We start from the raw sequence: 20,509 nt of genomic DNA, 5'->3' as shown, positions 1-20,509 counted from the left end.
GCGTGCCAAGGGCTTTGCCACAACGGAGGCATTCGTCATCCTCGGGCGAAAGCTGTTGCGGGTGGCGTTTGCCGTCTGGAAGACGGGTCAGCCCTGGGATCCGGCCAAGCTGCTGCCGAAAACTGTTTGACAACAAATATAGAACCTCAGACAACGCCGGCCCTGATCCGCTTGTCTCTGCGCTCCTCGGCCCAGCCAGGACGGGGCAATCGGGATCGGGAGCGGAGACAACATACAAAGAATCAAACCAAGAAAAACAAGGACTCGCCTAGGCGAGTCCTTGTGGTTTTCGGTATTTGGATTTGGTATTCCTCCCCTACCCTTGTGGATGCGCCGAGGAGCGGAGGTTCAGGCGGATCAGGGATCGCGTTGTYTGAGCCGAAGGCGAGTTTAGCGAGACCCCGCCTGAACCGAGCACCGCAGGTTGCCCGCAGCGAAGCGGAGGGACGCAGCAACCAGGGTCGCCTTTTCTTTTGCTTACTTTTCTTTTGGCGAAGCAAAAGAAAAGTGAGTAGCCGCCGGGCTACCCCCGGCCAGCAAATCTCAGCAAAACCACAAACGCCGAACAACCACTAGCTAACTGGCCTTTGAGGCCAAAACCTCAAACCAAAGAATCCCCTCTCATCCTCTCCCCCAAAAAATCCAGAAAACTCCTAACCGCCGGCACCTGCCCACGCCGTGAAGTAAATACCGCATGCGCCACGCCGGCGGGAAGCGCCCAGTCCGGCAGCACGGGCACCAGCAACTGGGCCTGCCGCTCGGCCGCGCTCATGGAGTCGGGTAAAAAAGTCATGCCGGTGCCGGCCAGCACCGCGAGCTTCAAGGTCTGCAGGTCGTCAGCGACGTAGCGCGGCTGGTGATGCAGCACGAACTCCTTTCCGCCGGGGCCCAACAGCCGCCAGGACGAGCGCCCGTCGGCCCAGGACATGGACACGGTGTCGAGCTTGAGCAGGTCTTCGGGTTTCTCGGGCCGGCCCTGGCGCTGCAGCAGGGTCGGGCTGGCCAGCAGGTGGCCGCCGCCGGAGCCCAGGTTCTTGATCACCAGGCTGCCGCTGTCTTCCAGTGTTGGGCGCACGCGCAGCGCGATGTCTATGCCCTCCTCCACCAGGTCGATGACGCGGTTGGTCACGCGCATGTCGATGCGTACCTGTGGGTACAGCTCCATATAGCGCGGCACCAGGTAGCCCACCGAGCCCTGCGCCAGCGTCACCGGGCAGGTGATGCGCAGGGTGCCGCGCGGCTCGACCTGCATTTGCGCCACGGCTTCGGAGGCGGCCAACGCTTCGTCGCGCATGGTGCTGCAATGGCGCAAATAAATTTCGCCGACTTCCGTGAGCGACAGCTTGCGCGTGGTGCGCTGCAAAAGCCGCACGCCCAACCTTGACTCCAGCTCGGCCACACGGCGCGACAGCCGGGATTTGGGCAGGCCCAGCGCGCGGCCGGCCGCGGCAAAGCCGCCCCGCTCCACCACTTCGGCGAAATACAGCATGTCGTTGAGGTCTTGCATGGGGTGCCGTCCTTCCGTGGATACCTGCCTGAATGGGCTGAGTTATTGCCCTTGATGGCAACCATTGTCCTGCAGGTAGAACAATCTATCGCAATTTTACCGACTTATCAATCAATCGACTCATCCGCACAATCTATCCATGGCTGCGATTCAAGGTGAATACGGCCTGAAAACCTGATTCAACAACTCTTTCATCAAGGAATCCCATCATGAGCAAGCTTCTCCACATCGACTCCAGCATCCTGGGCGGCAACTCGGTTTCCCGCCAGCTCACCGCGCAAATCGTGGCCTCCTGGCGCGCCGGCCACCCCGGCACCGAAGTCAGCTATCTGGACCTGGCCGCCGACACGCCGCCCCACCTCTCGGCCGAATCGCTAGGTTTCCGCATGCCTGCCGACACCGCCTTTAGCGACGTGCAGAAGCGCGAAAACGCCGTGTCCGAAGCGCTGGTGAGCCAGTTCCTGGCGGCCGACGTGATCGTGGTGGGTGCACCGCTGTACAACTTCGCGATTCCCAGCCAGCTCAAGGCCTGGATCGACCGCATCGCGCAAGTCGGCCGCACCTTCAAGTACACCGAAAAAGGCCCTGTCGGCCTGGCCGGCGGCAAGACCGTGATCGTGGCCTCGGCCCGCGGCGGCGTGTATTCGACCAGCGAAGCCATGACGGCCCTGGAACACCAGGAGAGCTACCTGAAAGTGGTGTTCGGTTTCTTCGGCATCACCGACGTGCGTTTTGTGCGCGCCGAAGGCCTGGCCATGGGCGAAGCCGCCAAGGCCGCCGCGCTGTCCGCAGCGCAGATTGAAATCGTGACGCACACGCAAGCGCCCGCGGCAAACCAGGAAAAATCCGCCCTGGCCGCCTGAGCCTGGTGCATCGCGCACCAAACAAAGCCCGCATATGCGGGCTTTTTTCATGGCTCTCCCAAATGCGTGCACCACATCCGCCCGGTAATTATTTAATGACGAACAAGTAGTTCACTTTAGGCCGGCGTGTCCCTACACTCAGCGCTTGTCCCCGCTCACGGGCACAGGCATGAACAAGAAAGGTGAAGATGTCAGCGACTTTGGCTCCGGACGACCGCGCAAATGCGGCCGCAACAACACAGCACACCCCCTCCTCCATCGAGATCCGGCCGTTTGATGCCCCGCTGGGCGCCGAAGTGCTGGGCCTGGATCTCTCGAAACCGCTCAGCCCCGCCGACTTCAGCCGCATCCACCGCGCCCACCTGGACCACCACGTACTGGTGTTCCGCGACCAGCGCATCACGCCGCAGCAGCACGTCGATTTCAGCCGCCGCTTCGGCCCGCTGCAAATCCACGTGCTGAAAAACTTCCAGCTGCAGAACCACCCGGAAATCCTGATCGTCTCCAACATCAAGGAAAACGGCGAGCCCATAGGCCTGGGCGACGCCGGCCATTTCTGGCACTCCGACCTTTCGTACAAAGACAAACCCAGCCTGGGCTCGCTGCTGCATGCGCAGGAACTGCCCGCCGAAGGCGGCGACACCCTGTTCGCCAACCAGCACACCGCCTGGGACACCCTGCCCGCCGCCCTCAAGACCGCCGTTGAGGGCCTGCGCGCCGAACACACCTACCTCGCCAAATACGAAGAACTGCGCAGCCGCAACCCCTGGCGCCCCAAGCTCACGCAGGAACAGGTTGAAGAGGTCAAGCCGGTGGTCCACCCGGTGGTCCGCACCCACCCCGAGAACGGCCGCAAGGCGCTGTTCGTCAGCGAACATTTCACCACCCGCATCCTCGACATACCCGAGGACGAAAGCACCGCGCTGCTGAGCGAACTGTTCGAGCACACCTCACGCTGGCTGGGCCGAGGAGCGCAGAGACAAGCGGATCAGGGCCGGCGTTGTCTGAGCGAAGCGAGTTTAGCCGGACCCCGCTTGGCTCGAGCACCGCAGGTTGCCCCGTAGCGAAGCGCAGGGGACCCAGACTGCGGGTCGCCTTTTCTTTTGCTTACTTTTCTTTTGGCGAAGCAAAAGAAAAGTGAGTAGCTGCCGGGCTACCCCCGGCCAGCAACCTCAGAGGAAAGCGCAAAGGCCAGAGCAAGACCGGCCAAACCATTCAGGCATGCTTCTTAACCCAAACAACATAAGCATCCACCCATCCCTGCAAAAACTTCCGGCTCCCCTCACTGAGGCTACCGTCAGCCTCATAAAGCCCCTCCTTGTTGTGGATAAAGGCTTCAGGCTGGCCGAGCGTGGGCACATTCAGGTAGGCCAGGATGTTGCGCAGGTGCTGCTGCGACAGCGCAGTGCCGATGGCGCCGACCGACGCGCCTATCACGCCGGCCGGCTTGCCATCCCAGGCGCTTTGGCCGTAAGGCCGGGAGGCATGGTCGATCGCGTTCTTCAGCACGCCGGGAATCGAGCGGTTGTACTCGGGCGTGACGAACAGCAGGCCTTGCGCGGCCTTGATCTCGCCCTTGAGCCGGGTAACCTCGGCCGCCGGATTGCCGTCATCGTCCTGGTTGTAGGGAGGCAGGTCGTCGATTCGCACGTGGGTGAAGCTGAAGTCCGCGGGGAATAATTTCTCCAGCGCCCTCGCGAGCTTTTTGTTGAACGAATCCTTGCGAATGCTGCCGACGACGACGGCGATCTTGTATTGGGCCATGGGCTTCTCCATTAAAAAGTGAAGGACCATCGCGGGGGCGCGATGGGGAATCGGTTTGCGCCGGACCATTATGCGAAGCAGCGCCTGTCCAGGCTCGCGCGCAGGTGAAACACCTTGTGGGGGCGTCGGACATAGGCCCAAAATCGCCTCTCGCCTACAGCCGCCCGGACTGCGGGCCGACGGCGCCGCGGCCGGGCCTTGGGAATACTCATGGCGAAAGGGCTTGCGGCCGCGAGAAAGCCACCCATCCGGCAGCAAGGCAAGGCGGCAAGGTGCAGCTCAAACATTTTTACGAGTTGGGGAAAAAGTCGGTCACGGCCTGGCTGGACGATTACGCCCCCAGCATGGGCGCGGCGATTTCCTACTACACGGTGTTTTCCATCGCGCCGCTGCTGCTGATCGTGATTGCCGTGGCCGGTTTTGTCTGGGGCCGCGAAGCGGTGCAAGGCGAGATCGTGGGCCAGCTCTCCGGCCTGATAGGCCGCGACGGCGCGCTGGGCATACAGGCGCTGATCGAAAGCGCCGACAAACCGGCCAAGGGCCTGCTGGCCACGGCCATCAGCCTCGTGGTGCTGGTGGTCGGCGCGACCACCGTGTTCGCCGAACTGCAAAGCGCGCTGGACCGCGTCTGGGATGTGCCGCCCGCGCAGAAAACCAAAGGCATCTGGCGCACCCTGCGCGCGCGCCTGCTGTCGCTCGGTTTCATCCTCGGCCTGGGTTTCCTGCTGGCGGTGTCACTGGTCATCAGCGCGGGCCTTGCTGCGCTCGGCGGCTGGATGACGGGACTCTTCCCCGGCGCGCAGGCGCTGCTGCAACTCCTCAACAGCGTCGTATCCCTGGGTGTGGCCGTGGTGCTGTTCGCCATGATCTTCAAGCTCATGCCGCAGGCCGCTGTCGGCTGGCGCGACGTCTGGGTAGGCGCCGCCGTCACGGCCGTGCTGTTTGAGATCGGCAAGGCGCTTATCGGCCTCTACATCGGCAAGAGCAGCGTGACCTCCTCCTACGCCGCGGCCGGCTCGCTGGTAGTGTTGCTGCTGTGGGTGTATTACTCGGCGCAGATCTTTTTGCTGGGGGCCGAATTCACCTGGGTGTATGCGCACGACCACGGCTCTCTGGCCGAAGATAAAAAGGCGATGCAGGCCGCGGCGGAAGCATCACCGGCCAAAGAACAAAACCGAGCTTCCTAAAACCGAAATCGTCCTTGGAACTCCGCCTGCACCGAACCGGGCAGGCACTGTCGGTCGATCACCAGGCAAGTGTTGAAGACCCAACAGCCAGGCCATTCAAACCCGCCAAATACCCCGAAATTCTCCCCAAATCGCTGGCATGGATGCTGCGATGTTGAGCGCGTCAACCACTCACTCCTCACGCCATGAATATCAACCGCTTCCTCGGCCTTGTAGCCTTATCGTTCGGTTTGCTCGCCCCCCAGGTCCATGCCGCACCACCGCTGGAGAAAACTGAAATCCGCTACCAGGGCTGGGTCGGACAGGTCACCTGGATAGAACTGGCCGAGGACCTCGGCTACCTGGCGCCGCTCAAGGCCAAATGGGTGGGCAACACCATCAGCGGCCCGCAAGATATCCAGAGCGTGGTCACCGGCGACGTCGACCTGGGCGGCGCCTTCAACGGCGCGGTCGTCAAGCTGTTGGCCAAAAAAGCGCCGATCAAGGCGGTGCTGGGTTACTACGGTGTGGACGAAAACACCTGGACTGGCTACTACGTCAAGGAAGACAGCCCGATCAAGTCCGCTCGCGACCTGATCGGCAAGAAGATCGCGGTCAACACGCTGGGGGCGCATCACGAGTTCATGGTGCGCGAATACCTGGACCGCGCCAAGCTCACCGACGCAGAGGCCAAGCAGGTCACGCTGGTGGTGACGCCGCCGGTCACCGGCGAACAGGCGCTGCGCCAGGGCCATGTTGAAGTCACCACGCTGGGCGGTGTCCTGCGCGACAAGGCGCTGGAGCGCGGCGGCATACGCCCGCTGTTCACCGACCGCGCCCTGTACGGCAACTTCACCGCGGGCAGCATCGTGCTGCACGACAAGTTCATCGCGCAGAACCCCAACACCAGCCGCCACCTGGTGTCGGCGCTGGCGCGTTCCATCGAGTGGGCGCGCAACACGCCGACCGCCGACGTGCGGGCGCGCTTCGTCAAGATCATTGAAGCCCGCAAGCGCGCCGAAAGCGCCGACAGCATCCAGTACTGGAAAAGCACCGGCGTGGCCGGAACCGGCGGCGTGATCAAAGATGCCGAGCTGCAGATCTGGATCAACTGGCTGGTGAAAGACGGGCTGCTCAAGCCCGGCCAGGTCAAGCCCGCGGCCCTCTACACCAACGCCTTCAACCCCTACTTCACCAACGCCGACAAACTGGCGTCCGCCAAATGAGCGCCGCCAAGATCCGTTTCGAGAACGTCAGCAAGGAGTTCACCGTGCGCGCGGACGACGGCGGCGCCGCAAAGCGCTTTGTCGCGGTGCATGACGTCACGCTGGACGTGAAGCCCGGCGAATTCCTGGTGCTGGTGGGGCCCAGCGGCTGCGGCAAATCGACGCTGCTGGACCTGCTGGCCGGCCTGGCGCTGCCCACCAGCGGCCGCGTGCTGATCGACGGCCGGCCCGTGACCGGCCCGGCGCGCAACCGCGGTGTGGTGTTCCAGCAGTACGCCCTCTTCCCCTGGCTCACGGCCCTGGACAACGTAGCCTTTGGGCTCGAGGTGGCCGGCGTGGGCAAGCGCACCCGGCGCGAAAAGGCCGCGCACTACCTGGCGCTGGTCGGCCTGACCGACTTTGCCAACCGCTTTCCGCATGAGCTCTCGGGCGGCATGAAGCAGCGCGTGGCCATCGCGCGCAGCCTGGCTTACGAGCCGCAGGTGCTGCTGATGGACGAGCCGTTTGCCGCGCTCGACGCGCAGACGCGTGAAACGCTGCAGGAAGAACTCGTGGAGATCTGGCAGCGCACCGGCAAGACCATTGTGTTCATCACCCACGGCATCGACGAAGCAGTGGTGCTGGGCCAGCGCGTGGCCATCATGACGACGCGCCCCGGCCGCATCAAACGCATCGTGGACATCCCCGAATCCCTGCGCGCCGGCACCGACGACGTGCGCTCGCTGCCGCTCTTCGGTGAACTGCGCCACGAGATCTGGTCGCAGTTGCATGACGAGGTCGCCTCTGCACGCCAGGAGCGCCGCGCGCGCATTGCCTCACAAGCCCAAAAGAAAGAAACCGCCCATGTCTGATATTGCCCTGAACGCGGGAAGCCACACCGCGCAACAAGCGCTGCACCTGCAAACGCCGCCGGTGTGGCTGCGGTTTTACCGCCAGCTCGCCAATGCCACCTGGCGCTCCGGCCTGATCGTGGCGCTGGCCCTGCTCTGGGAACTCGCGCCCCGCCTCGGCCTGACCGACCCGACCTTTTTGCCGCCGCTCAGCGAGGTGCTGGCCGCCGGCTGGGCGCTGGCGCTCAACGGCCAGCTGTGGGAACACACCTCCATCAGCCTGGCGCGTTCGCTGGGCGGCCTGCTGCTGGCCATCGTCTTCGCCATCCCGCTGGGGCTGGCCATCGGTTGGTACCAGCGCCTGGGCAATGCCCTGAACCCGCTGATCGAGCTGCTGCGCAACACCGCGCCGCTGGCCTTGCTGCCGGTGTTCCTGCTGCTGCTGGGCATTGGCGAGGTGTCCAAACTCTCCATCGTGGTCTACGCCTGCGCCTGGCCGCTGCTGCTCAACACCATCTCGGCGGTGCGCCAGGTCGACCCGCTGCTGGTGAAATCGGCGCGCACCATGGGCGCGTCCTCGCGCCAGCTGTTCCTGAAGGTGATCCTGCCGGCATCGGTCCCGACCATCTTCGTGGGCATACGCCTGGCCGCCGCTTCCGCCATGCTGGTGCTGATCGCGGCCGAGATGGTGGGCGCCAAGGCCGGGCTCGGCTACCTGATCATCTACGCCCAGTTCAGCTTCCTGATCGCCGACATGTACTTCGGGATCATCGCCATCACCGCCATCGGCGTCACCCTGAACTTCGTGCTGGAAAAACTCGAGAGCCACTTCACGGCATGGAAACCAGTCCAGGCCCGCAACTAATTCCCTGATCGACAGAAAGACATTCTCATGACTCAACGCAAACTGCGCCTGGGCGCTTTCATCATGGCCACCGGCCACCACATCGCCGCCTGGCGGCACCCCGGCTCGCAGGTGGACTCGGGTGTCAACATCGACCACTACATCGAGGTGGCGAAAATCGCCGAGCGCGGCCTCTTCGACCAGGTCTTTGTGGCCGACAGCCCGGGCATGGCCTTTCACGGCGACGACGAGGCCTTCAGCCGCCAGGGCCGGGTGTCCTACTTCGAGCCGGTGACCTTGTGGGCCGCCCTGTCGGCCGTCACCAAGCACGTCGGCTTCGTCGCCACGGCCTCCACCACCTATGAAGACCCTTTCCTGCTGGCGCGCAAGTTTTCTTCGCTGGACCACCTCAGCAAGGGCCGCGCCGCCTGGAACGTGGTGACCACCGGCGCCGACAACGTGTACGGCAACTTCGGCCTGGACAAGCACCCCGAGCCCGCCGTGCGTTATGAGCAGGCGCATGAGTTCATCGACGTGGTCAAGGGCCTGTGGGACAGTTTTGAAGACGATGCCTTCTTTCGCGACCCGGTGTCGGGCAAGTACTTCGACCCGGCCAAGGTGCATGCCATCAACCATTCAGGCAAGTACTTCAAGGTCAGCGGCCCGCTGAACCTGGAGCGCCCGCCGCAGGGCTACCCCGTGATCGTGCAGGCCGGGTCTTCCGAGCCCGGCAGGGAACTGGCCGCCGCCTCGGCCGAAGCCATCTTCACCGCCTGGACCAGCCTGGCCGAAGCCCAGGCCTTCTACCGCGACGTAAAAAACCGGCTGGCGAAATACGGCCGCCGGCCAGAGCAATTGCTGGTGCTGCCGGGCATCTCCCCGGTGGTCGGCCGCACGCAGGAAGAAGCCGACGCCAAGTGGGCCGAGCTGCAAAAGCTGATCCATCCCGCCGTCGGCCTGAACACGCTGCATACCTTCTGGCCGGGAGAAGATTTGTCGAAGTGGGACCTGGACGCGCCGCCGCCCTACATTCCCGAGCCACCGCCGGGGCAGAACAGCCGCGCCCACGTGGTGCTGGAGCTGGCCCGGCGCGACAAGCTCACCGTGCGCCAGCTCTACGAATACCTGGCCGGCGCGCGCGGCCACTGGGTGGTGGTGGGCACGCCGCAGACCATTGCCGACAAGATGCAGGAGTGGTTTGAAAACGGCGCGGCCGACGGCTTCAACGTGATGCCGCCGGTGCTGCCCGAATCGCTCAACGACTTCGTCGAACTGGTGATTCCCGAGCTGCAGCGGCGCGGCCTCTTCCGCACCGAATACGAAGGCAGCACCCTGCGCGAGAACCTGGGCCTGGACCGCCCGGCCAACCAGTTCACCGTCAAGGCGCGCAAGGTCGCCTAGCCCGTAGACATCGTGTCCCCTGGGTGGGATTTTCAAGGCCTGCGGTTTCGTACCGCAGGCCTTTTTTTAACCCTGCTTCAGGCAAGGTTCAAGCCGCGACAGCCACCGGCGCCGCGGAACTCTTGCCTGCAGTGCCGGGCTGCCCCGCCTTGGCATGCACCGTCGAGCGCCGGCCGTCCACACTGACCGGCACATCGCCCGCCAAGGTCACGCGGCGCACCACGCGGTGCTGGTCGCCGTAGTCGTTGATGGCGTAGTGCTGGGTGGCGCGGTTGTCCCAGATCACGACGTCACCCTGCGTCCAGCGCCAGCGCACGGTGTTCTCCAGGCGAATGATGTGCTCCTGCAGCACCGACAGCAGGTGTTGCGAGTCGCTGCTGGAATAGCCCACCAACTTCTTCACGAAGTGCCCCAGCACCAGCGCGCGCTCGCGGGTTTCAGGGTGCACGCGCACCACCGGGTGTTCGGCCTCATGCAGGGTGCGGGTAAACACCTCGCGGTAATGCCTGGCCCCTTCATCCGAGATGTCCTTCTCCGTGCGCTGCGCGGCGTAGTCGTAATCGTTGCCGTGCACGGCCCACAGCTTGTCGGCCAGCTCGCGCAAGGCGGGCGGCAGGCCCTGATAGGCCGCGGCGGTATTGGCCCAGACGGTATCGCCGCCCCAGGGCGGGATTACCACGCCGCGCAGCACCGAAATTTTCGGCGGCGCGACCGCGAAGGTCACGTCGGTATGCCAGGAGTTGGCGCGGCCGCCGTGCGCCGAATCGAGTTCCAGGATGTAGCCGCTTCCCTGGCGCGACGGTACCGTCGGGTGCGGCACCGGGTCGCCCAGCCGCTGGGCAAAGGCCTCCTGCGCGGCATCGTCCAGGTGCTGCTGGCCCCGCAGGAACAGCACCTTGTGCTTGAGCAGCGCCTGGTTGAGCGCCACCACGGTATCGCCGGAAATCTCGGCCGACAGCCGCAGGCCGCGCACTTCCGCGCCTATGCGGCCGGCGACGAGCGCGATATCAAGGACGGATTGGGAGGAATGAAGTTGGGTCATGGGCTGCCTTTGCATGTGGCCGTCGCCGGCCTGAGTTGAAAAAGCAGAAGAGGCAGAAGTCATGCCAGCAAAAGACGCCTGAAAGCGGTGTTTTTCAGGCGCAGGGAGGCCAGGCCTGCTGCAATCCGGACAGTGCCCGCTTGCCAGGCAACACAGGGCTCACGGCGCTGGGTGAAATGCAGCAGCAAGAGCCGCCGCCGTGCAGTGGATCAGTCGGCGTCCGCCGGTTCGACCGGCTCGGGCTCGGGAAGCTCATGGCCGGCATCGAGCAGGCCGTGGCGTTTGAGCAGGGTCCGCAGTGCATTGCGCGACAAGCCCAGCCGGCGCGCGGTATGGACCTGGTTGCCGGCGCAAAATTCATACGCGGCTTTGACCAGGGTTTCCTCGACCTGGTTGAACAGGCCGGGCTGGGCCGCCTGCAGGCGCTGCAGCAAGACCTCGCGCAGCAGGTCGGTTTCAGGGGCCGGAGCCGCTGCGGCATCCGTAGCCGGCACCGCCTCCACGGCCGGCGCGGCCGGCAGCGCCCTCCCCCCGCGCGACACGCATGCCACTGACCGCTGGTTCACCTGCAAGTCCACCGCCGTCAGCCTGCTGCCTGGCGCCACGATCAAGGCGTAATGCACGACGTTTTCAAGCTCGCGGATATTGCCCGGCCAGTCGTGCGCGAGCAAGGCCTGCTCGGCGTCGGGCGCCAGGCTGGCGCCGGTGATGCCCAGGCGCGCTGAATAGTTGGCCAGGAAATGGCGCGCCAGCGGCAGGATGTCGCCGGGGCGTTCATACAGGGGCCGCAGCTCCAGCGTGGCCACGCTGATGCGGTAATAAAGGTCGGCACGGAAATGGCCGGCGGCCACCGCGTTGCGCAGGTCGACGTTGGTGGCTGCGATCAGGCGCACATCCAGCGCGATGGGCTTGCGCGAGCCCAGGCGCACCACCTGGCGCTCCTGCAGCACGCGCAGGAGCTTGACCTGCAGGGCCAGCGGCAAATCGCCGATCTCGTCGAGAAACAGCGTGCCGCCGTTGGCCGATTCAAACCAGCCCGCGCGTGCCTGCGATGCGCCGGTGAAGGCGCCGCTTTCATGGCCGAACAGCTCGGCATCGATCAACGCTTCGCTGAAGGCGCCGCAGTTCACCGCGAGGAAGGGCCCGCGCCGCCCGCTGCCCTGGTGCACGCGGCGCGCCAGCAATTCCTTGCCGGTACCGGTCTCGCCGATCACCAGCACGGTGGCGTCGGTGGGCGCGACCTGTTCCACGCGCTCCAGCAGGGCCACCGAGCCCGGGTCCTCGAACACCAGCGCCTTGGCGCGTATGGACAAGGCGCCGGCGTCGGGAAGCGTCAGCAGGTGCGACATGCGCGGCGTGCTTTGTGCGCGGTTTAGAAGCCGGCCAGCACGGCGCCCTTGAACTCGGCCTGCACGAACTTGCGGATCTCTTCCGAGTGGTAGGCCTTCACGAGCTTGGCGACCCAGGGCTTGTCCTTGTCCTGCTCACGCACGGCCAACAGGTTGACGTAAGGCGACTTGGCGGCTTCCTGCGCGATCGCGTCCTTGGGGTTCAGGCCGGCCGACAGCGCGTAGTTGGTGTTGACGGCCGAGGCGTCCAGGTCGTCAAGCGAGCGCGGCAACTGGGCGGCGTCAAGCTCCACGAACTTGAGCTTCTTGGGGTTCTCGATCACGTCCAGCGGCGTGGCCTTGAGTCCGGCTTCGGGCTTGAGCTTGATCAGGCCCTTGTCCTGCAGCACCAGCAGCACGCGGCCGCCGTTGGTTGGGTCGTTCGGGATGCCGAAGCGCGCGCCTTCCTTCAGCTCGGCCAGGCTTTTGACCTTCTTGGAGTACAGGCCGATCGGGAAGTTGACGGTATAGCCCACGTTGACGATCTTGTAGCCGCGGTCCTTGACCTGCTGGTCCAGGAAGGGCTTGTGCTGGTAGCTGTTGGCATCCAGGTCGCCGGCGGCCAGCGCGGCGTTGGGCTGGATGTAGTCGCTGAACTCGACGACCTGGATTTTCAGGCCGTCTTTTTCGGCGATCTTCTTGACCTGCTCAAAAATCTGCGCGTGCGGGCCGGCGGTGACGCCGATCTTCAAAGGCTTGTCCTGCGCGAGCACGGCGGCGGGCAAGGATGCGGCCAGCGCGAGTGCGACGGCGGACTGGATGAGGGTGCGTTTGTTCATGGTGTTTCCTTTTTGGATGAATAAAAATCTTGCTCCCTCTCCCCCTGGGAGAGGATTGGGGTGAGGGCCGGCGGCCTTTGCAAGCCAGGCAGCCTTTCGACCGCCGACCGGCCCCCACCCCTGCCCTCCCCCAGTGGGGGAGGGAGAAACTCAGGGAGTCAACATCGCTGTTGATAGGAGATGAAGGCCCCGCTCATTTATGGCTCAGCCTGCGCACAGCCCAGTCGCCCAGGCTTTGCACCGCCTGCACGAACAGGATCAGCACCAGCACCACGGCCAGCATGACTTCGGGCAAAAAGCGCTGGTAGCCGTAGCGGATGCCCAGGTCGCCCAGCCCGCCGCCGCCAATCGCGCCGGCCATGGCCGAGTAGCCCGTCAGGCTCACAAAGGTGATGGTCAGGCCCGCGACGATGCCGGGTAGCGCTTCAGGCAGCAGCACCTTGAGCACGATTTGCCGCGTGGTCGCGCCCATGGCCTGGGCCGCCTCGATAAGCCCGTGGTCCACCTCGCGCAGCGAAGCCTCTACCAGCCGCGCGACAAAGGGCGCGGCCGCGATGGTGAGCGGCACCACGGCGGCCGCCGTGCCTATGGATGAACCCGTCAGAAAACGCGTGAGCGGAATGATGGCCACCAGCAGGATGATGAAAGGCGTGGAACGCACGGCGTTCACCAGGCCGCCCACCACGCGGTTGGCGCCGGCGTTGCGCAGCACGCCGCCCTCGTCGGTGAGCCGCAAAAACACGCCCAGCGGAATGCCGATCAGCGCGCCGACCAGGCCCGAGATGCCGACCATGACGATGGTTTCCCAGAGCGAGCTGACAAACAATTCCAGCAGGGCTTGCGAAAAATTACTGAACATGAGCCAGACCTCCAGGCAATGCGGACAAATCCGCGCCGACTTCGTCGACATGCACCCCGGCACCGCGCAGGTGCGCAACCGCCGCATTGAGCTGCGCCCGCGCACCGCGCGCGAACACCGCGAGCGAGCCAAAAGGCTTGCCCTGGATCTCGTCGACCTGGCCGTGCACGATGGACAGGTCGATGCCGAAGCGGCGTATCACGTCCGACAGCAGCGGCCGGTCCGATTCATCACCGGCAAACGCCAGGCGCAGCAGCTGGCCTTCTTCGGGATGCTCGGCGCTCATCAGCGTGCGTATGCGCACCAGCACGCTGTCCGGCAGGTCCTGCGGCACGATCTCGGCGATCAGGCTGCGCGTGGTTTCATGCTGCGGGCGCGTGAAGACGTCGATCACCGGCCCGCTTTCGACGATGCGGCCGGCGTCTATCACCGCGACGCGATCGGCCACCTGCTTGATCACCTGCATCTGGTGGGTGATCAGCACGATGGTCAGGCCGAATTCCTGGTTGATCTGCCGCAGCAGGCCCAGGATGGAACGTGTCGTTTCCGGGTCCAGCGCCGAGGTCGCCTCGTCCGACAGCAGCACCTTGGGCCGGTTCGCCAGCGCGCGCGCAATGCCCACGCGCTGCTTTTGCCCGCCGCTGATCTGCGCCGGGTAACGGTCCGCAAGGGTGCTCAGGCCGACGAGGTCCAGCAAGGGCTCGACACGGGCCTTGATCTCTGCGGCCGGCAGCCCGGCGATTTCGAGCGGCAGGGCCACGTTGCCGTAGACCGTGCGCGACGAGAGCAGGTTGAAATGCTGGAAGACGATGCCGATGTCTCGGCGCGCCACGCGCAAAGCATCGCCGTTGAGGGCCGTCAGTTCGCGGCCGCCGACCAGCACCTGGCCGGCGGAAGGCCGGTTCAGCAGGTTGATGACCCGCACCAATGAGCTTTTGCCGGCGCCGCTGCGGCCGATGATGCCGTAGACCTCGCCCGGCTGGATGTGGAGGTCGACGCCCCTGAGCGCTTCGACCGGGCCCGTGGAGCCCTTGTAGGTCTGAAAAATACCTTTGAGTTCGATCATGAAATCCCGCTAAGCCTTTGTCGCCGTCGCGCTTCTTGTGGAAGCACGTCAGCCCTTTTTGTGAACAGACAGCGAATGTAGAAGCTTGAAGCTCAAACTCAAAAGAATATTAAATAGATTAATTAGATGAATTCAGACTATACAAATAATTACACCCGGATTTAAAGTAAATCCAGCTTTCTTATACCCGGGTGTTATAGAATTAATTCACCCGGATGAAACCATCCCTCCTTTATTTCCTTTTGACTGTTTACCGAGCCATTCCAATGCCATCCCAGTCCTCCCCCGAACCCTCCCCGCGCCTGGTCGCCTTCGCAGGCTTCCGGCATGTCGCTGCCGGTGACCGCGCACAGGTCGTCAGCGCGCTGCGCAAACTGCCCCTCACCGAAGACACGCTGGTCCGCGTGTTCAACGACGCCACCGGCGAACGCATAGACCTGGACCTGCGGCCCGAAGCTGAGGCCGCACACTCGCCCACGGCCGCTGCGGAAGCACCCGCAACGGAAGCCTCTGTCGCGCGGCCGGTCGGCCGGCCCAAGCTCGGTGTCGTGGCGCGTGAAGTCACGCTGCTGCCCCGCCACTGGGAATGGCTGGGCAGCCAGCCCGGCGGCGCCTCGGTCACCCTGCGCCGCCTGGTCGACGAATCGCGCAAGGCCAACGAAGGCCGCGTCAGCGTGCGCGCCTCGCGCGAGAACGCCTACCGTTTCATGAGCGAGATGGCAGGCGACCTGCCCGGCTTTGAAGAAGCCAGCCGCGCGCTGTTCGCCGGCGACAGGCCGAAGTTTGAAAACCTGGTCGCGCCCTGGCCCGAAGACCTGCGCCTGCAACTGGCCAAACTGGCCGCCGGCGGCTGGAGCGCCGAATGAAGCCGCCCGCCCCAAAAATGCTGACCGACGGCATGCCGATGTGGAAAACCTTCGCGGCCTTTCTCGGCCCCATGCTGCTCAGCAACATCCTGCAATCGCTCTCGGGCACGATCAACAACATCTACATCGGCCAGATGATCGGCGTCGGGGCGCTGGCGGCCGTGACCAGCTTTTTCCCCATCATGTTTTTCTTCATTGCCTTCACCATCGGGCTGGGCGCAGGCGCCTCGGTGCTGATCGGCCAGGCCTGGGGCGCGCGCGACACCGGCAAAGTCAAGGCCGTGGCCGGCACCACGCTGGCGGTGGGCGCGAGCTTCGGCCTGGCCATCGCCGTCTTTGGCGGCGCCTTCACCGCGCCGCTGCTCAAGGCCCTGGGAACACCGCCCGACATCCTGGCCGATGCCACACTCTATGCCCGCATCATGCTGATCGCCATGCCGGGGCTGTTCGTTTTCCTGCTGTCGACCTCCATGCTGCGCGGCGTGGGCGACACGGTGAGCTCACTCTACACGCTGTGCATTTCCACCGCCTGCGCCCTGGTCGTGACGCCCGCGCTCATCCTGGGCTGGGGCGGCCTGCCGAAGCTGGGCGTCGCCAGCAGCGCGGTGGCCACCATCCTGTCCTTCCTCATCGCCACCGGCTGGCTGGCCCGGCGCCTGCACGCCATCAACAGCCCGTTGGCGCCCGATGCCGAGTTCAGGCGCCACCTGCGCGTGAACCCCGCCATCCTCAAGACCGTGCTGAGGGTCGGCGTGCCCACCGGCGTGCAGCTGGTCGTCATCTCGCTCGCCGAGATCGCGCTGCTCTCGCTGGTCAACGGCTACGGCTCCAACGCCACGGCGGCCTACGGCGCGGTGAACCAGGTGGTGGCCTATGTGCAGTTCCCGGCCATTTCGATCGCCATCACCGCCTCCATCCTCGGGGCGCAGGCGATAGGTGCGGGCCGCACCGACAGGCTGGGCACCATCACCCGCACGGGCCTGCAGATGAACCTGGCGCTGACCGGCGTACTGGTCTTGCTGGGCTATCTTTTCTCGCGCCACCTGATGGGCCTTTTCATCACCAGCGAGCCGGTGATCGAGCTGTCGCAAACCCTGCTGCACATCATGCTGTGGAGCAGCGTGGTCTTCGGCATGCAGGGCGTGGTCTCGGGCGTCATGCGCGCCAGCGGCACGGTGTGGGTGCCCATGGGCATTTCGATTTTCTGCATCGCGCTGGTCGAGGTGCCCGTGGCCTGGGTCATGAGCCACCGCATCGGCGTCAACGGCATCTGGATCGCCTACCCCGTCACCTTTGTCGCGATGCTGTGCCTGCAGACGGCGTATTACCGCCTGGTCTGGAAGAAACAATCGATACGTAGGCTGGTGTAAAGAAATGGAGGCCGGCGGGCCGCTCCCTCAGGAGCGCATGAACTGCGCATCCGGCACGGCGAACAGCCCGTCGTCGCCGGCCCTGCCGTCCAGGAACTCCCCGCCCACCCGCAGCGCCTCCGCGATCAGGCGCTTCACGGCGTCGAGCTTGTTCCTCAGGCCCGGCGATATGCCGACGAAAGAATAGACGCAATAGCTTTCCTGCCGCACCACGGCAAACTCGCCTTTCATCACAAAGGCATAGCACCAGGCGGCATCCGGCTTGCCGGCCAGGGAAACAGGCAGCAGGCAGGCCTTGACGCCTTCATCAATCGCCCAGGTCTGGTGCTGGAGCTCGCTGGACGTGTCGTTCCTGGAATGGACGAACTTGCGGATATCGCGTTTCACATCGGGTGTCCAGAACGAATCAAAAACATCCCGGGCAATGGGCTTGATCACAAATGCCATGGTGGTCTCCTCTGGTGGACGGCTGGGCTTGCGGCGGATCGGGGTTGAAGGGCTTCCGGGGATCGCCGAATGCCGGACCATATTCCATTTCCCGGCAGGGATTTCGGGCAATTGTCCGTAGATGGAAATTTGAAGTGGGATTTCGCCAAGCACATCCTGTGCTCTTTGTCACAGACTCACACAGGCTCATCCTGAAGCCTTGCTACCATGGATGCGACCAGGGATTTCTTCCCTCTCTCGTTGCCGCAGCCGGGTGCCAGCCGCTCGCGCCGCATCGACGACCCGATCACACGCATGACCCGCCGCAACGCCACCATCGACATCGCCAGGGGCCTTGGCATCATCCTGGTCGTGCTCGGGCACAACCCGATCGTGCTGCACGAAAGAGGCGAACTCTTCCGGGTGATTTATTCCTTTCACCTGCCACTGTTCTTTTTTCTCTCGGGCATTTTCCTGAAAGACTCAGTGCAGTGGGGGAAGTTTGCGCTGTCCCGCGCCGATGCCATTCTCAAGCCCTACTTCGTCGTCCTGGTGCTGCTGGGCATGGCGGAGATGCTGCTCCCGCGCCTGATGCCACTCGCCGCCACAACCCCGCTGGTCTATTTTTCCGGTGTACTTTATGCCAGCGCGCCCACCATCGCGTGGACACCGCTGTGGTTTTTGCCGGATCTTTTTGTGGCGTCGCTGCTGTCCCTGGCCATCCTGCGCGCGACCCTGGCCTTGGACAGGAACCGCGCGACCTGGCTCTGGCTGATCACTGCAGGCCTGCTGGCAACGGGCATCGTGTTCATCGACAGGTTCTGGCAAACCGGGACGACGAAGCTGTCCTTCATGGGCCTGGACCGTGTGCCGGGACTGCCGTGGAGCCTGGACCTGGCCTTCATCAGTTCGGCCTTCATGCTGTCCGGGTTCCTGCTCGCAAAGCGGGTGGCGGCCCTGCGTTTCAGCGCCATCGGGTTTCTGGTATCGGCCGTCGCGTTCGCGGCGCTGCACTGCTTTTTTGACGTGCCCATGGACCTGGGCCTCAGGGCCTACGGCAACCCCCTGATCTCCACGGCACAGGCGGCGCTGGGCATTTACCTTGTCCTGTGCGCCTCGTCGTTGCTGCAGCCGCATGCGGCGTTCCGGCGGCCGCTGGGCTACATAGGATCAGGCAGCCTGTTCATCCTGCTGTTCCATTACGTCACCCAGGGAAGAATCTTCCTGATGCTGTCCCATGTCGGCCACAACGAGATGCTTGTCGGCGCGGCAAGCCTTGCGGCCGGGGTGGTGCTGCCCCTGATCCTGCTGGAGCTTGTGCGCCGCCAGCGGCACCTGGCGGCGCTGCTGCTGCCCTTGCGCGCCCGCCCGCCGCCCCCGCAAAACACGCCCGGCAAATTGGCATGAAGCCGGGCCTGCATGGTTAATGTCTTATTTGCCTACTTTCCTTTGGGCGTGATCACCACGTCCACGCGCCGGTTGCGGGCCCGCCCCTCTTCGGTGGCGTTGTCGGCCACGGGCTGCGACTTGCCATAGCCCTTCACCGCCAGGCCCGCCGCCGGCACGCCTTCCTGCGACACAAAATAGTCCTTCACCGCGGCGGCCCGTTTGTCTGACAGCGCCTGGTTGCTGGCCTCATTGCCGACGTTGTCGGTATGGCCGGACACCATCACCGCCGCATCCGCGAACTTCTTCACGCGATCGGCCGCCTCATGCAGCGTCTGCCGAGCCTCCGGCTTGAGCGCCGCCTTGCCGGTGTCGAACAGCACCGCGGAATCCAGCGCGATGGTCACCACCTTGGGCGGCGTGAATTCATCGAAGTCGTGAGGGCCGTCGAATTTGGCGCGAAAGTCCACCGTCTCCGCCGACAGGTCCAGCCGCAAAATCACCGGCTGGCGTTTGTCGACCTTGCAGTTCATCACGCCGCGCTTGTCCAGGGTGGTGTTGCCCAGAGACAGCTCACACAGCCGTTCCGAGCGCAGGGTGTACAAGCCCAGCGTCAAGGCATTGCTCACGGCGGCCGAGGTGTTTTTGCCGTCGCCCGTCACGACCAGCTCGCCCGGCCCGGCATTGAAGGCGTAGTAATAGGACACCGCCTTTTTGATTCCCTCGCCTTTGATGCGGTTGCCCTTGAGGCGGGTCGGTTCGTCGATGTCGGTGGAGCCCGCGCCCGCGACAGGCTTGGCGGCGCCGGCAGCCTGGGGCGGCGGCAACTCAACCGGGCCTTCCAGCGCGATCGCATAGTCAATGGTCTCTTCGCTAAGGTCCAGCCGCAGGATCAGCGGCTGGGCTTTTTCGACCTGGCAATTGATCACGATGGTCTTGTCGGCATTGATGTTTCCGTGTGATTCGGAGCAAAGCTTGTTGGCCTTGAGGTCATACAGCCCAAACGCCAATGCCTGCGTCGCGCCGCTCGGTGAATTCTTGGCGGTCGCCGTGAGTTTGACGGTGCCGGCGCCCGCGTTCAGCGCGTAGTAGTAGGTCAGCTTCTGCTTGATGCCGGTGCCTTTGATCTCTTTTGCCGGCAAGGGTGTGGGGTTGTCCGGGTCGGTTGATGCCGCGGGCGTTGCGGCCACAGGTGCGGAAGACATGGCGGATGCGGGGCTTGCCGCAGGTGCGGGGGCTGGGGCCGGTGCGGTCACGGGGGCTGGAGCAGCAGCAGGCTGGGGGGCCGCCTCCTTCTTGCCGCAGGCTGCGAGCGTGATGCTGATAGCTGCGGCAACGCATAGCGTTGCAAGTCCTTGGTGTTTCATGGGAGCCCTCCTTAGGCGCTATGTTGTGGTTGTTATGTCACTGTGTAATGTGCTGTACGGTGGTGTTTTCTGTCAATTGGCCTTTGCTGAGGCGCTGGCCGAGTCTTGCTCCGGCCTTTGCGCTACTGCTCTCTCTGCTGAGGGTAGTTGGCCGGGGGTAGCCCGGCGGCTACTCACTTTTCTTTTGCTTCGCCAAAAGAAAAGTAAGCAAAAGAAAAGGCGACCCGCAGTCTGGGTCCCTACGCTTCGCTACGGGCAACCTGCGGTGCTCGACTACGGCGGGGTCTCGCTAAACTCGCTACGCTGCGCTTCGCTTGTATGTTTAGGGTGCTGGGGTGGAGAGTCACGCTTCGCAATCG

General features: G+C 64.3%; 19 protein-coding genes. 10 read left to right on the top strand and 9 right to left on the bottom strand.

The window, feature by feature from the left end; genetic code table 11:
* Nucleotides 1–601 precede the first annotated feature (601 nt).
* Nucleotides 602–1,507: a LysR substrate-binding domain-containing protein gene (locus AC1D1F_RS24080; protein ID WP_477678989.1), complete on the bottom strand. Its 906-nt coding sequence runs from the start codon at nucleotides 1,505–1,507 to the stop codon at nucleotides 602–604.
* Nucleotides 1,508–1,716: 209 nt separating this feature from the next.
* On the opposite strand from AC1D1F_RS24080, the gene AC1D1F_RS24075 reads away from it, so the two are divergent.
* Both AC1D1F_RS24075 and AC1D1F_RS24070 read left to right on the top strand, forming a co-directional pair.
* Nucleotides 1,717–2,370 (top strand): FMN-dependent NADH-azoreductase, encoded by a 654-nt coding sequence (locus tag AC1D1F_RS24075; protein ID WP_477678990.1) that lies wholly within the window; start codon nucleotides 1,717–1,719, stop codon nucleotides 2,368–2,370.
* Between the two features lie 188 nt (nucleotides 2,371–2,558).
* Nucleotides 2,559–3,434 (top strand): TauD/TfdA dioxygenase family protein, encoded by an 876-nt coding sequence (locus AC1D1F_RS24070; RefSeq protein WP_477700869.1) that lies wholly within the window; start codon nucleotides 2,559–2,561, stop codon nucleotides 3,432–3,434.
* A gap of 151 nt (nucleotides 3,435–3,585) precedes the next feature.
* Here the strand turns inward: AC1D1F_RS24070 and AC1D1F_RS24065 are convergent, their stop codons facing one another.
* Nucleotides 3,586–4,134: an NADPH-dependent FMN reductase gene (locus tag AC1D1F_RS24065; protein ID WP_477651688.1), complete on the bottom strand. Its 549-nt coding sequence runs from the start codon at nucleotides 4,132–4,134 to the stop codon at nucleotides 3,586–3,588.
* 272 nt (nucleotides 4,135–4,406) lie between these two features.
* Here AC1D1F_RS24065 and AC1D1F_RS24060 point away from each other — a divergent pair, with 272 nt between their 5' ends.
* The 5 genes from AC1D1F_RS24060 (at nucleotide 4,407) to AC1D1F_RS24040 (ending at nucleotide 9,601) form a co-directional block, all read left to right on the top strand.
* Entirely contained in the window at nucleotides 4,407–5,321 is a 915-nt protein-coding gene (locus AC1D1F_RS24060) for a YihY/virulence factor BrkB family protein (RefSeq protein WP_477677126.1), read from the top strand.
* A gap of 185 nt (nucleotides 5,322–5,506) precedes the next feature.
* Nucleotides 5,507–6,526 (top strand): ABC transporter substrate-binding protein, encoded by a 1,020-nt coding sequence (locus tag AC1D1F_RS24055; protein ID WP_477697490.1) that lies wholly within the window; start codon nucleotides 5,507–5,509, stop codon nucleotides 6,524–6,526.
* Nucleotides 6,523–7,377 (top strand): ABC transporter ATP-binding protein, encoded by an 855-nt coding sequence (locus AC1D1F_RS24050; RefSeq protein WP_477677124.1) that lies wholly within the window; start codon nucleotides 6,523–6,525, stop codon nucleotides 7,375–7,377. Before AC1D1F_RS24055 ends, AC1D1F_RS24050 begins: the two co-directional genes overlap by 4 nt.
* On the top strand, nucleotides 7,370–8,221 hold the full coding sequence (locus AC1D1F_RS24045; protein ID WP_477677123.1) for an ABC transporter permease: 852 nt from the start codon (nucleotides 7,370–7,372) through the stop codon (nucleotides 8,219–8,221). The genes AC1D1F_RS24050 and AC1D1F_RS24045 overlap by 8 nt, the downstream gene beginning before the upstream one ends.
* 27 nt (nucleotides 8,222–8,248) lie before the next feature.
* The gene (locus AC1D1F_RS24040; protein ID WP_477700868.1) at nucleotides 8,249–9,601 is read left to right on the top strand and encodes an LLM class flavin-dependent oxidoreductase; all 1,353 of its coding nucleotides are present in this window, start codon (nucleotides 8,249–8,251) and stop codon (nucleotides 9,599–9,601) included.
* Between the two features lie 88 nt (nucleotides 9,602–9,689).
* On the opposite strand, the gene AC1D1F_RS24035 is transcribed toward AC1D1F_RS24040, so the two are convergent.
* The 5 genes from AC1D1F_RS24035 to AC1D1F_RS24015 form a co-directional block, all read right to left on the bottom strand.
* Nucleotides 9,690–10,643 (bottom strand): TauD/TfdA dioxygenase family protein, encoded by a 954-nt coding sequence (locus AC1D1F_RS24035; RefSeq protein ID WP_477677121.1) that lies wholly within the window; start codon nucleotides 10,641–10,643, stop codon nucleotides 9,690–9,692.
* A gap of 209 nt (nucleotides 10,644–10,852) precedes the next feature.
* On the bottom strand, nucleotides 10,853–11,992 hold the full coding sequence (locus AC1D1F_RS24030; protein WP_477697314.1) for a sigma-54 interaction domain-containing protein: 1,140 nt from the start codon (nucleotides 11,990–11,992) through the stop codon (nucleotides 10,853–10,855).
* A gap of 23 nt (nucleotides 11,993–12,015) precedes the next feature.
* Nucleotides 12,016–12,810, bottom strand: a complete 795-nt coding sequence (locus tag AC1D1F_RS24025) for a MetQ/NlpA family ABC transporter substrate-binding protein (protein WP_477677119.1) — start codon at nucleotides 12,808–12,810, stop codon at nucleotides 12,016–12,018.
* A gap of 193 nt (nucleotides 12,811–13,003) precedes the next feature.
* Nucleotides 13,004–13,669, bottom strand: a complete 666-nt coding sequence (locus tag AC1D1F_RS24020; RefSeq protein ID WP_477651679.1) for a methionine ABC transporter permease — start codon at nucleotides 13,667–13,669, stop codon at nucleotides 13,004–13,006.
* Nucleotides 13,659–14,735: a methionine ABC transporter ATP-binding protein gene (locus tag AC1D1F_RS24015; protein ID WP_477677118.1), complete on the bottom strand. Its 1,077-nt coding sequence runs from the start codon at nucleotides 14,733–14,735 to the stop codon at nucleotides 13,659–13,661. Before AC1D1F_RS24015 ends, AC1D1F_RS24020 begins: the two co-directional genes overlap by 11 nt.
* A 266-nt stretch (nucleotides 14,736–15,001) precedes the next feature.
* Between AC1D1F_RS24015 and AC1D1F_RS24010 the strand changes: the two genes are divergently transcribed.
* Both AC1D1F_RS24010 and AC1D1F_RS24005 read left to right on the top strand, forming a co-directional pair.
* On the top strand, nucleotides 15,002–15,601 hold the full coding sequence (locus tag AC1D1F_RS24010; protein ID WP_477677117.1) for a DUF2239 family protein: 600 nt from the start codon (nucleotides 15,002–15,004) through the stop codon (nucleotides 15,599–15,601).
* Complete coding sequence (locus AC1D1F_RS24005; protein WP_477677116.1) at nucleotides 15,598–16,971, top strand: MATE family efflux transporter; 1,374 nt, start codon at nucleotides 15,598–15,600, stop codon at nucleotides 16,969–16,971. Before AC1D1F_RS24010 ends, AC1D1F_RS24005 begins: the two co-directional genes overlap by 4 nt.
* 27 nt (nucleotides 16,972–16,998) lie before the next feature.
* Here the strand turns inward: AC1D1F_RS24005 and AC1D1F_RS24000 are convergent, their stop codons facing one another.
* Nucleotides 16,999–17,418: a hypothetical protein gene (locus tag AC1D1F_RS24000; RefSeq protein ID WP_477677115.1), complete on the bottom strand. Its 420-nt coding sequence runs from the start codon at nucleotides 17,416–17,418 to the stop codon at nucleotides 16,999–17,001.
* A 207-nt stretch (nucleotides 17,419–17,625) separates the two neighbouring features.
* On the opposite strand from AC1D1F_RS24000, the gene AC1D1F_RS23995 reads away from it, so the two are divergent.
* Nucleotides 17,626–18,804: an acyltransferase family protein gene (locus AC1D1F_RS23995; protein WP_477697313.1), complete on the top strand. Its 1,179-nt coding sequence runs from the start codon at nucleotides 17,626–17,628 to the stop codon at nucleotides 18,802–18,804.
* Nucleotides 18,805–18,836: 32 nt separating this feature from the next.
* Here the strand turns inward: AC1D1F_RS23995 and AC1D1F_RS23990 are convergent, their stop codons facing one another.
* Nucleotides 18,837–20,150 carry an OmpA family protein gene (locus AC1D1F_RS23990; protein ID WP_477700867.1) on the bottom strand — a complete coding sequence of 438 codons (1,314 nt, stop codon included), beginning with the start codon at nucleotides 20,148–20,150 and terminating at the stop codon, nucleotides 18,837–18,839.
* Nucleotides 20,151–20,509 lie beyond the last annotated feature (359 nt).

Source organism: Polaromonas sp. P1_H6, assembly GCF_056405195.1.
Note: the sequence above shows the minus strand (reverse complement) of the source record. Positions and strands in the feature narration are given on the sequence as shown.